We start from the raw sequence: 11,709 nt of genomic DNA on the forward strand, positions 1-11,709 counted from the left end.
AGCGGCAGCGCCTCGCCGTCGCGGCGCACCTAGATCGGGATGCGCGCGCCGTCGCCGCCAAGATCGACGACGCGGGCGCGGATGATCTGATCCTTGCCGACGATGCCGAAACGCGGCGCCTCGACAAGTTCGATTCGGCGGTCGCGCTCGCCCTGATGCCCGGTCACGAGCGCATGCAAAGGCGCCTTGAAGCCGAGCGCCTCGGCTTTGGCGGGAATATCGTGGACGACGCCGTCGGTGAGTAGAATCGCGCCGCCGACGCGCTCGGGCGGAACATCCTTTAAAGCTTCGGCGAGCGCGCCGAAGAGCTTGGTGCCGTCATTGCCTGAAGCGTCGTTGGCGACGCTGATCGCGCGCGTTTCGACGTCGCCGAATTTGGCGAGCGCCGAGTCGAGCGCCTTGCGCGCCTCCTCCGTTTGCGCGTTTCTCGCGCCGAAATTCTGACTGTCGCTCTTGTCGACAACAACGGCGACGACGCTTTTTTGCGGATCGCGCTTTTCGCGCACCAGCGACGGGTCGGCGAGCGCCGCAACCAGCAATGCGAAGGCGAAGGCGCGGACCGCCGCGCCACGTTGGCGGTTGGCCGCCATCAGCGCCAACGCGCCGGCGCCGAGAACTGCGAGGACGATCAACGCCGGCCAGGGAATGAGCGGCGAAAAGGCGAGCGCGAGGTCGCTCATGCGCGCACGCCTGACGCCGCCCCGTCATGCCCGCGCTTGTCGCGGGCATCCACGCCGCGCCGCCAGCGCGTGGATGGCCGGGTCAAGCCCGGCCATGACGTGACTGAAACGTTTCGAAAAACGTCGGCGCCGCTCATTGCCCGAGCCTTTCCAGCAAATCGCGCACATGTACCTGATCGGATTTATAGTTTCCGGTCAGCGTATACATCACCAGATTGATGCCGCCTCTCAGCGCGAATTCGCGCTGGCGCGCGCCGCCGGGCGTCAATGGAAACAGCGGCTGGCCGCGATTGTCATGCGCCCAGGCGCTCGCGAGGTCGTTGGAGGTGATGACGAGCGCCGACACGCTGTCGGTTGCGCGCACCGGACGCGCCGCATGATCTTTGGGTTCCGGCGGCAACGCCTCGACCCAGGTCTCGCCGTTGGCGTAGCGGCCGACGAATCCATCGAGCAGGTAAAAGGTCTTGGTGATGACGTGATCGCGAGGCGCGACTTCCAAGGGCGGAATATCGAGGCCTTTCGTGAGATCGCGCAACCATTGCGTCTCCGGCGTCGGCGCGCCGCCGATGCGTTGCGAGAGAGCGTCGCGCGTGTCGAAGACCACCGTGCCGCCCTGTTTCATATAGGCCGCGATGCGCGCCGCCGTCTTGGCGGACGGCTGCGGCGCGCTGGCGACGATCGGCCAGTAGAGCATGGGATAAAACGCGAGTTCGTCCTTCGCCGGATCGACGCCGACTGGATTGCCCGGTGAGAAGGAGGTGCGCGAATTCAGAGCCTGAGTGAGCGCCTCAAGGCCCAGCCGCGAGACTTCGTCTACGCGGGCGTCGCCCGAGATCACATAGGCGAGCCGCGTCGTCAGCGCGGCGTCCTTGTCGCGCTGACTCGCTGCTGATTTTGGCGTCGGCTCGGCGCGCGCTTCATCAAACATCGGCGCCACAAACGCCAGCGCCAGCAGCGCGGCAGTCGCGACGCGGAAAGGCCGCAGACGCAACTTCCCGGCGAGCGCCAGGGCGATCAGCGCGTCGGCGATAAAGGCAATCAAAGCGAAGACGAACAGCGGCCCGCGCAGATCGAGCTGCGCTCCCGATCGCAGCGTGCTCGCGCTCAGCCCGGCGCCGGCGAAATCGAAGGCGGTGATCTCGTCCGTAGGACGCAACGTCTGCACCGCGACGAACGCCTCTCCCGCGCCGTAAAGGCCAGGCGGATGTTCGGCGCTCGCTGGACCTTGGAAGTCCGGCGGAATGCTTTGCGCGGTCGGACCGGGCGCGCCAAGCGCGCCGAATCCATCAAGAACGCGCATCGGCGCCAGAGCCGACTGATCGGTGAAAACGTCGGAGCGTTCGTCGCCGGAAGGCGCCGATTCCCCGGCCATGGCGCTAATTCGCTTCAGCATCTCGACGAAAAGCCCCGAGATCGGCAGGTTCGACCAGTTGGCATCGGCGTTGACATGAAACAGCACGATCAGCCCCTTGCCGCGCCGCTCCGCCGTGACCAGCGGCGTGCCGTCGGAAAGGCGCGCCCAGGTCTTGCCCGCAAGTCCGGGATCGGGCTCGGCGAGAACCTGCCGCTGCACCGTGACGTCCTTTGACGCGGGCAGCCCGAAAAAGGGACTCGCAGCCTCGAACTCGGCCAATGACTTCGGCTCCTCCCAGGACATCGCGCCGCCGAGCACGCGGCCGTTCCTGCGCAGGCGCACCGGCAAGAGATCGTCATCGGCGTTGGCAAGCCGAGGTCCGGCGAAGCGCACCAGCGTGCCGCCCTCTTCGACGAAGCGCGAAAGGGCGTCGAGGGTCTCGCCGGGCGCCAGGCCGACATCGGCGAGCCCCATGATATTGGGATGTTCGGCGAGCAGCGCCTGCACCGGATCGACGACGCCAGGACGCGCCGTTCTAACCTGCGCGAAAGGCGCAAGCGCCTTCTCCAGATAGTAGAGGGGCGAGAGCAGCGGCTGCGCCGCGTCGGCGCTCTCGCCGCCGACGAGGGCTACGCGCTTCACTTTCGAGCGCGCGTCGAGAAGCGCGACGGCGCCCGCGGAATTCTCGCCTTCGACGCGCAGATGGCTCACCTCGTTGCGCAGTTCGACCGGCAGCTCGATTTTCGCCCGCATGCGCGGCGCGCCGCCGAAATCTCCGGCGGCGCGGCCGATCGTCCTTCCTTTGGCGTCCAGCGCATCGACAAAGGTCGACTCCTCGGCGCCGGCGCGTAGCACGTCGACGCTGAGCGCAGCGGCGTCGTTGCTCGGACCGGCGAGCGCCCGCGGCGCGTGATCTTCGACATAAATGTTGACGCCGCCGCTGGTCCCGGACTCCTTCAGCGCGCGCGCGAAATCCGCCGCGTCGCCCTGCGCGAGGCCGTCGCTGATCCAAACGATTCGCGCTGTTGGATGAGCGCGGGCGAAGACCACAACCTGTTCGCCGATCGCCTTGCGTTGCGGCAAAAACGGCTTGGGCCGCACTGAGCGCAACTTCTCCAGCGCGCGCCGTCCGTCGCCTGGAATAGGCGCGGCGGTCTCGGACGCGAGCGCGACGGCGACCGGACCGCCGGCGCGCGCGGCTGAGTCAATGATCGACGCGGCGCCTTCAATTCGTCGTTCCCATGTCGGCGCCGCCGGCCAGCCGTCATCGATCACGATCAGCGTCGGCGCGGAGGACGCGACGACGCCGCTCGGCGCCCAGACCGGCCCCGCCATCGCGAAAATCAAGGCTGCGCACAGCGCCAGCCGCAACGCCGTCAGCCACCAGGGAGTTTTCGCCGGGGTTTCTTCGTCGCGCTTCAGCTCGCGCAGAATCCTAGTGGGCGGAAAGACGATCTCGCGCGGGCGTGGCGGCGTCACCCGCAACAGCCAATAGATCAGCGGCAGGCCAAGAAGTCCGAACAGCGCCAGCGGCGCGGCGAAGGAAAACATCAGCGCCGCTCCTCGAACCCCTCGCCATCCGGTCCTAGCAATCCCATCGCCAGCGCTAGCGCCGCTTCCGCGGCCGGCTTGTCGGTGCGATGCTGCAGGAAGATGAAGCCGACGCGTTGCGCGGCGCGTCGCACGGCCTCGCGATGCGCCTCGAACCGCCGCGCATAGGCGGCGCGCAAGCTGCGCGCGTCGCCCGCGTAGAAGGCGGGTCCGCCGTCAGTGTCGAGAAAAGTGGTTTCGCCGGAGAAGGGCAGCGTCTCTTCGCTGGGATCGGTCAACATCAGGATCGCGCCGGAGGCGCCGGCGTCGGCGAAGCGCCGCAGACGGGCCGCGAGCGCGTCCGGTTCGATGAGAAAGTCGGAGATCAGCACGACCCGGGCGCGCGGGCGCATCGGCGCCTGCGGCGGTAGATCGTCGCGAGCCGCGTTCATGGCGTTCTCGGCCAGAGCGCGCGCGAGCCGGTCGATAACGTCGCGGGCCGAGACCGGGGCGGTCAGGCCAAGCGCCGCCGCCCGCTCGCCACCGCGAACGAGCACATCGGCGAGCGCGAGCCCAAGGGTCACCGCGCGGGACAATTTGTCATCGGCGGCGAGAGAGGAGCCGAAGGCCATGGACGGCGAACAATCCATCCATAGGAAGTAGTCGTGCGCAGCCTCCCATTCACGCTCGCGCACATAGAGCTGATCGCCGCGCGCCGAGCGGCGCCAGTCGATGCGGTGCGCCGCCTCGCCTGAAGCGAACGGCCGATATTGCCAGAACGTCTCGCCGACGCCCGCGCGCTTGCGGCCGTGAACGCCATAGGCGAGGCTCGCCGCGATCTCGCGGGCGCGGGCCACGAGCCTCGGCATTCGGCTCGCGAGATCGGCCGCCGCGGCGCCTTCAGCAGGCTTGCGCTGGGCAGGATCGTAGGCGCGCGTCGTGACGTCAGCAAACATCGTCAGCCTTCTGGGTCATGGCGCAGGGCCGAGTAATGCGATGAACGAGACGCAAGCAAGTCGCGTCACCCGATCCGCGTCACGAGCGTTTGGATCACGTCGGAAACGGTCATTTCCCGGCGCGCGGCGAAATTGAGCGCCATACGATGACGCAGCACGGGCGCGGCTAGTTTCGCCACGTCGTCAATCGACGGCGCGAGGCGGCCGGTGACGAGCGCTCTGGCTCGCGTCGCCAGCATCAGCGATTGCGCAGCGCGCGGTCCTGGACCCCAGGCGACATGGGAGGCAACCTCCGGATCGCCCTCGTCGGGGCGTGCGGCGCGAACGAGATCGAGAATCGCGTCGACGACCTTCTCCCCGATCGGAAGCCGCCGCACCAACCGTTGCGTCGCCATCAGCTCCTCGGCGTCGAGCGCTTGGCTCGCCTGCGCCATCGTCTCGCCGGTCGTTTCCAGCAGGACGCGCCGCTCGCTGGCGCGGTCGGGATAATGCACGTCGATCTGCATCAAGAAACGGTCGAGCTGCGCCTCAGGCAGCGGATAAGTGCCTTCCTGCTCCAGCGGATTCTGTGTCGCCAGGACATGGAAGGGCCGCGGCAGGTCGTGGCGCTTTCCGGCGACGCTGACATGGTGTTCCTGCATCGCCTGCAGCAGCGCCGATTGCGTGCGCGGCGAGGCGCGGTTGATTTCGTCGGCCATCAGCAGCTGGGTGAAGATCGGCCCCCTGATGAAGCGGAACGAACGCGAGCGGTCCGCGCCTTCTTCCAGCACTTCGGAGCCGAGAATGTCGGCGGGCAGCAGGTCGGGCGTAAACTGCACGCGCTGCTCGGCGAGGCCGAGCACGCGGCCGAGCGTCTCGACAAGCTTGGTTTTGGCGAGGCCGGGCACGCCGACGAGCAGTCCGTGGCCGCCGGCCAGTATCGTCACCAGCGCCTGCTCGACGACCTCGTCCTGACCGAAAATGACGGCGCCGATGGCGGCGCGGGCGCGTCCGATATGGTCCAGCGCGCGTTCGGCGGATTGCACGACGGCTGATTCGATCGAGGTCGTCTTGGTGTCGAGTGAGGTCATTTCAGCGTTGCTCTGGCAGCCTACAGGTGAGGAGGATCGGACGCGTCGACGGCGGAGCTGCCCAGTTCCGCCGATTGTCGATCCATGCCCCGCGCCATTGGCTTCGCGCGGATTTTCAAGGGCGAAGCGGCGGGATTGAGGGCCAAGCGCAATCTTCGTCTCTCCGCCGGCGCAATTCAAGCGCAACCGGCGCGGTGGAGAGGCATTTTACTGCTAAAAACACAATTTGGACGTGACAGTTTGTTCATGCGTCCGGCATTAAGCCACCCTTTCCCGGAGGCCATGTATAATTCGTCGGACATGCCTCATAACGAAAGGCGTTCTCGCCCATGTGGCGCGCAATCGTCGAAACCGCCCTGCTCTTCTTCACGCCCTTCGTCGCCTATGCGATTTTCTATTTGCTGCAGCGGCGCTGGCCCTTCGTGCGCGAACTTTGGCATGGCAGGATCGTTTCGCTGCTGACGATCGCGGGCCTCGTCGTCGCGATCGTCGGCGTCGTGACGCTCGGCCTGACCGGTCTTAATCAGGGCGCTTATGTGCCGGCCCATGTCGAAAACGGAAAATTGAAGCCGGGCCGTTTCGAATGAACGCGGCGCAAAGACTTCTTGAAGATCCAAGGTTGGCGACGGTCTTTGCGGCGCTCGCCAAGACCGGCGCCGAGACCCGCGTCGTCGGCGGCGCCGTGCGCGACGCTCTGCTCGGCCTGCCGCCCCACGAGGTCGATCTTGCGACGACGGCGCTGCCCGAGGACGTCCTTGCGGCTGCGCGAGACGCCGGTCTCAAGGGCGTGCCGACGGGCATCGAGCACGGCACCGTGACGATCGTCGTCGCGGGCGCGCCCTACGAAGTCACGACGCTACGCGAGGACGTCGAGACCGACGGGCGCTTCGCCAAGGTGCGCTTTGGCGGCGACTTCGAGCAGGACGCCAAGCGGCGCGACTTCACGATTAACGCGCTGTCGCTGTCCCCCGACGGGAAGATTTACGATTACACCGGCGGACTCGCCGATATCGAAGGGCGGCGCATTCGCTTCATCGGCGACGCCGCGACGCGCATTCGCGAGGACTATTTGCGAATCCTGCGCTTCTTTCGATTCAATGCCTCCCATGGCGAAGGACTGTTCGACCGCGAGGGCCTGCATGAGTCGATCGTCGCGCGGGAAAACCTGTCGCGCCTGTCGCGCGAACGCATCCGCGCCGAACTGATGAAGCTGCTCCGCGCGCGCCGCGCGCCCGAGATACTGCGCGCCATGTCTCACGCCGGCGTCATCGAGGTGATCCTCGGAATCGGCTATCCCTCTCGTTTGCAGCGGCTCGCGGAACGCGACGTGGCCATGGGCGGACCGGCGGACGCGGTGTTGCGGCTTGCGGCCTTCTCTGTGCTGACCGTCGAAGACGCCGAGCGGCTGCGCGACCGCCTGCGTCTCTCCAACGACGAATTCGCCCGGCTTGCGGCTGCGGCGCGAAACCTCGCCCCTTTGCACGGACGCGACGTCCCGCCGCCGGCGTCTCATCTGCGCGAGATGCTGTTCCTGTGCGGCGCGCGCGCAGCCGCCGACGCGCTGGCGCTGGTCCATGCGGAAAGCGCGGCGGCGGCGAACGATCCGAATTGGCTCGAGGCCGCGCGCTATCTCGAAGAGACGCCCGCGCCCGCCTTTCCCATTAAGGGCGCGGACCTCATCGCGCGCGGCGTCGCGCCCGGCAAGGCTTTGGGCGATGCGCTCAAAGCGCTGCAAGCCGAATGGATACGCGCCGGCTTCCCGCGCGATCCGGCAGAGGTGATGCGGCTTGTCGAGGAGGCGGTAGGGAGGGACGCGAGCTAGCTTCCCTTCCGTCATGGCTGACCTTGAGCCGGCCATCCACGCGACAATCCTGCGAGGCGGGAAGACCAAGTCGTGGATGGCCGCGAGAAGCGCGGCCATGACGGCTAACCGCCCTCTGCCCGCGCCAGCCGCTCGAAAACCCCCAGCACCAGCGCGCGCTTATCGAAATTGAACACCTCGGTTTCGCGCGCGGCGCTGCGAATCTCCTCCCAGGCGCGGGCGTAGCCGGCCAGTCTGATCGGCGGCGCGCCAGTACCCGCAAGCTCTCGCACGCGCGCGTCGAGATGACGCTGCGTCGCGCGCATGAAGGTCTCATAGGCGGCTTCATTGTCGCGGCCGGTGAGCTTGTCGGCGAGCATATGCGCGCCGAGCCAATCGACCTGCGGCAGCCGATCGAACAGCCGGCGAACGGCGGCGTCGAAGGCGACGCCGTCATCTCCAAGCAGCCGCAGCGCCTCGCGCACCGAGCCATCCGCGCGCGCCGCGGCGACGATGAGGTCCGCCTCGGGCGCCGTCGACCATGGGGGCCCGACATTCTTTACCGCTGCGATCGTGTCTTCCGGCGACAGGGGGCCGAGCATCAGCTTGCGGCAGCGCGAGCGGATCGTCGGCAGGATGCGTCCCGGCTGATGCGCAACCAGCAGAAACAGCGCGCGTTCGGGCGGCTCCTCGATGAGCTTCAGGAGCGCGTTGGCGCTGGCGCGATTGAGATCGTCGGCGCAGTCGACGATGGCGATCCGCCAGCCGCCCGTTCCCGACGCCTGATGGAAGGCCTGGATGACCTTGCGCACCTCTTCGATGCGAATTTCGGTGAAATGCTTTTTGGTCTTCTCGTTCCAGGCGCGGCGCAGCAGAAAAATATCGGCAAGCGCCATCGAGGCGATCCGACGCGCCGCCGGATGGTCTTTGGCGACCCAGAGGGTTTCGGCGGACTGAACCGCCGCCGCGCTCGAATCGGGATGGGCGAGTAGAAATCGCGCCACGCGCCAGGCGAGCGTCGCCTTGCCGACGCCCTCCGGCCCGCCGATGATCCAGGCCTGCGCCATCCTGTTGCGACGGTAGGCGTCGAGGACCTCCCGCTCCGCCGCGACGTGACCAAACAGGGCGAGAATCTCCCGCGGGTGCGGGGCGTCGTCGTAGCGGTCGCTTTCGGGGTTCGCTTCGTCGCGGCTCATTGCGCCGCTTGCGCGGCATGCGCAAGAAAGCGGTCGTGAACGAGCGCGCGCACCGCTCGGGCGACGCCGTCGACGGACAGCGATGCGTCAATTACACAGCAGCGTTCCGGTTCGCTTTCGGCGATGGCGAGGAAGGCTTGCCGAAGCTCCTCGTGGAAGGACGGCGCCTCGTTTTCGAAGCGGTCGGCCGCCTCGCAGCCGTCTCGCCGCGACGCCGCCCGCGCCAGGCCTTCTTGCGCAGGCAGGTCGAGCATGATGGTCAGATCCGGTCGGGTTTCGCCCACCGCCGCGCGTTCGAGCAACGCCAAAGTCTTGGCGTCCACGCCGCCGTTTGCACCCTGATAGGCGCGAGTTGAATCGGCGAAGCGATCGCACAGCACCCATGCGCCGCGCTTTAGCGCCGGCGCGATCAGCGTCGCGACATGATCGGCGCGCGCCGCAGAAAACAGCGCCGCCTCGGCAAGAGGACCAAGCGGCGCGGCGCGTCCCGAAAGCAAGAATTCGCGCAGCTTCTCGGCTTTTGAGGTGCCGCCCGGCTCGCGCGTCGTCACCACCTCGACGCCGCAATCGCGCAGGTGCCCCGCGAGGCGCGCAAGCTGCGTCGACTTGCCAACGCCCTCGCCGCCCTCGAAGGTGATGAAGCGGCCTTTTTCGGGCGTCGTCTGGAAGGTCATTTCTTGCCGGACAGTTTCTGGTGGATGGCGGCGGCGGCGGATTCGTAAATCGCGTCGAAGGCGCGCCGCGGCAGCGATCCCTGCTCGACCGCTGCAGAGGTCTGGAGCGGCTGTTCCAGCACTACGGCGGCGCCACGCTTGATTTCGAGGCGGCCGACCGGCGTCCCCGCTTCGACAGGGGCCAGCACCGGACCTTCGTAAACGATCTTGCCCATCAGCCTCTCATTCGCGCCGCGCGGCAAAAGCACCTTGATGTCTTCCTTGGCCGACAGCTCCACGGAGCCTTGCGTGCCGCCATAGACCTGGGCTGGCCCAACCGGCTCACCGGCCTTGAACAGTTCCTTCTCCTCGAAATTGCGGAATCCCCATTGCAGCAATTTCCGCGCTTCTTCGGCCCGCTCCTTCGCAGATTTAGCGCCATAAATGGCGACGATGAGGCGTCTGCCGTCCTGCGTCGCGGAACCGACCAATCCGTAGCCGCTTTCCTTGTCGATATTGCCGGTTTTCAGCCCGTCCGCCCCGATGCTCATGGTGAGCAGCGGATTACGATTCTGCTGGCGTATTTTGTTCCAGGTGAACTCCTTCTCACCGAAATAGCCGTAAAACTGCGGATAGGTCTTGATGATATGCGCGGCGATCTTCGCCATCTCGCGCGCCGTCACCTTCTGGTCCGGACCGTCCATGCCCCAGGGATTGCCAAAGCGCGATTTGACAAGGCCGAGTTCGGCGGCGCGCTTGTTCATGCGCGTTACGAAGGCTTCCTCGGAGCCCGCCAGACCTTCCGCAAGGGTTATCGCGGCGTCGTTGCCGGACTGGATCACCAGGCCGCGAAGGAGGTCTTCGACGCGGGCGCGGCTGTTGAGCGCGAGGAACATCGCCGATCCGCCCGCCGGCGCGCCGCCCGTGCGCCAGGCATGCTCGGAGACGGCGAATTCGTCGTCGAGATGCAATCTGCCCTCGACAAGCGCCTGAAAGATCAGTTCGGCCGTCAGAATCTTGACGGTCGAGGCGGGCTTGGTGAATTCGTCAGCGCCCTTCTCGAACAAAACAGTGTTGGTGCCGGCGTCGATCAGAATCGCGCTTGGCACGCTCGTCTGAAAACCCTGGGCGCAGGCGTAATCTGCGCCCGGCCCCGCCAAAGCAAGAAAGGCCAGGATCAGGCATCGCACCGGAAACTTCGGCAAGGGCGCGCTCTCCCCCTATTGACGCCGCAGCGCGGCCGAGCGCGGAGAAGATGGCGCGCGGCGTCGAAAATTGCAATCTCGATATGGTCCGGTCAGTTGGTCTTGACCGAGGAATTCAGCGCCTGGCGAAAAGCGCCTCGAACTGAAGCCTGACGGATGCCAAGATGCGCGGGCCGCACCGGCGGCAGCGGCGCGACAACTTCCCTCGCCTTCCGGGTTGAAGCGACTGGCTCCTCGTCGACGCCGGCGTCCTCGCGGGAGGGAGGCAGCGGCGCTTCGCTCTCCTGCGCGGCATATGCCAGAGTCTGTTCGCGGTCGGCCTGGGCGTTCTCATAGGCGATGCGCGCCGAGAGCTCCGCAGCCTCGGCTCTTTCGTCAGTGCGGGCGGTTTGCGCCGGCGCCTCATTCGCCGAGGCCAGCATCGTCCAGGGCGTGGCGTCCAGCTGCGCCGGAACGCCATCGTCGCGCAGCGTTGCGAGAAGTTTGGCGTCGTCGTCGCCCTCAATATCGGCGCGCCCGATCCAATCCACCTTGACGCGCGTCGTTCCCACGCCGTGGAAGTCGAGCGCTTGGGCCACCCGCTGCGACACGTCCATCACGCGTCCGCCATGATAGGGCCCGCGATCATTGACGCGCACCACTATTGAACGGTCGTTGCGCAGATTGGTGACCCGCGCATAGCTCGGGAGCGGCATGGTGGGGTGAGCGGCGGAAATCGACGCCCTGTCGAAGATTTCGCCATTGGCGGTGCGGCGGCCATGGAAATCCGACCCGTACCAGGACGCGGTTCCGGTGGCCGAATAGGGCTTTTCGCTTGGATAATAGGTCCGGCCGGCGATCTTGTAGGGCTTGCCGACCATATAGGCGCCGCCGCCTTTCGGCACCTCTTCCCCGTCCGCGATCAACCGCGGACTTGGACGCACGCCGTAGCGCGGGTCGATCTGGCCGAGGCCGCCGAGGCTCGCGCTTCTGTGCGATCCAGAGGAAGAGCAACCGGCGAGCGCGCCAAGACAGACAAGAGGCACCAGTCTGGCGAGGAATTTCGGGTTAAATTTGCGATGCTGCGCACAAATAAAAGTCTTGAAGACGACAGATCGCATCTCGACGGTCCTTGCCATCATTTCTTGAACCCGCCGCCGATCCGCAATGAAAGACGCGTTGCATGGCCGCGCCTCTCCATTTTTAGGCGCGACGTAGAGCCGTCGCGCGAGTGCGACCCGCGGAGTTTCTCGCTGATTTGTGAAGTTGCCGTTAAACGCATTTA

At 66.5% G+C, this 11,709-nt stretch carries 10 protein-coding genes; 2 read left to right on the top strand and 8 right to left on the bottom strand.

Going from position 1 to position 11,709, the window contains the following annotated elements; all coding sequences use genetic code 11:
* Window positions 1–29: 29 nt before the first annotated feature.
* From QZ964_RS00710 to QZ964_RS00725, 4 genes are all read right to left on the bottom strand, one after another.
* The gene (locus QZ964_RS00710) at window positions 30–680 is read right to left on the bottom strand and encodes a hypothetical protein (protein WP_292527965.1); all 651 of its coding nucleotides are present in this window, start codon (window positions 678–680) and stop codon (window positions 30–32) included.
* A 133-nt stretch (window positions 681–813) separates the two neighbouring features.
* A complete protein-coding gene (locus tag QZ964_RS00715; RefSeq protein WP_292527967.1) occupies window positions 814–3,585 on the bottom strand; it encodes a DUF4159 domain-containing protein in 2,772 nt (923 codons plus the stop codon).
* Window positions 3,585–4,520 (bottom strand): DUF58 domain-containing protein, encoded by a 936-nt coding sequence (locus QZ964_RS00720; RefSeq protein ID WP_292527968.1) that lies wholly within the window; start codon window positions 4,518–4,520, stop codon window positions 3,585–3,587. Before QZ964_RS00720 ends, QZ964_RS00715 begins: the two co-directional genes overlap by 1 nt.
* A gap of 65 nt (window positions 4,521–4,585) precedes the next feature.
* Window positions 4,586–5,590, bottom strand: a complete 1,005-nt coding sequence (locus QZ964_RS00725) for a MoxR family ATPase (protein ID WP_292527970.1) — start codon at window positions 5,588–5,590, stop codon at window positions 4,586–4,588.
* 329 nt (window positions 5,591–5,919) lie between these two features.
* Between QZ964_RS00725 and QZ964_RS00730 the strand changes: the two genes are divergently transcribed.
* Window positions 5,920–6,177 (top strand): DUF6111 family protein, encoded by a 258-nt coding sequence (locus QZ964_RS00730; protein ID WP_292527971.1) that lies wholly within the window; start codon window positions 5,920–5,922, stop codon window positions 6,175–6,177.
* On the top strand, window positions 6,174–7,412 hold the full coding sequence (locus tag QZ964_RS00735; RefSeq protein ID WP_292527972.1) for a CCA tRNA nucleotidyltransferase: 1,239 nt from the start codon (window positions 6,174–6,176) through the stop codon (window positions 7,410–7,412). The genes QZ964_RS00730 and QZ964_RS00735 overlap by 4 nt, the downstream gene beginning before the upstream one ends.
* Window positions 7,413–7,516: 104 nt before the next feature.
* Here the strand turns inward: QZ964_RS00735 and QZ964_RS00740 are convergent, their stop codons facing one another.
* The 4 genes from QZ964_RS00740 to QZ964_RS00755 all read right to left on the bottom strand — a co-directional run bounded on the left by QZ964_RS00740 (window position 7,517) and on the right by QZ964_RS00755 (window position 11,545).
* Complete coding sequence (locus QZ964_RS00740) at window positions 7,517–8,587, bottom strand: DNA polymerase III subunit delta' (protein WP_292527974.1); 1,071 nt, start codon at window positions 8,585–8,587, stop codon at window positions 7,517–7,519.
* Entirely contained in the window at window positions 8,584–9,261 is a 678-nt protein-coding gene (gene tmk, locus QZ964_RS00745; RefSeq protein ID WP_292527976.1) for a dTMP kinase, read from the bottom strand. Before tmk ends, QZ964_RS00740 begins: the two co-directional genes overlap by 4 nt.
* Window positions 9,258–10,445, bottom strand: coding sequence for a D-alanyl-D-alanine carboxypeptidase family protein (locus QZ964_RS00750; protein ID WP_292527978.1), 1,188 nt, complete (start codon window positions 10,443–10,445; stop codon window positions 9,258–9,260). Before QZ964_RS00750 ends, tmk begins: the two co-directional genes overlap by 4 nt.
* A 92-nt stretch (window positions 10,446–10,537) precedes the next feature.
* On the bottom strand, window positions 10,538–11,545 hold the full coding sequence (locus tag QZ964_RS00755; protein ID WP_292527979.1) for a septal ring lytic transglycosylase RlpA family protein: 1,008 nt from the start codon (window positions 11,543–11,545) through the stop codon (window positions 10,538–10,540).
* Window positions 11,546–11,709 lie beyond the last annotated feature (164 nt).

Origin of the sequence: Methylocystis sp. (assembly GCF_021731785.1) — a bacterium.
Lineage (GTDB): Bacteria > Pseudomonadota > Alphaproteobacteria > Rhizobiales > Beijerinckiaceae > Methylocystis.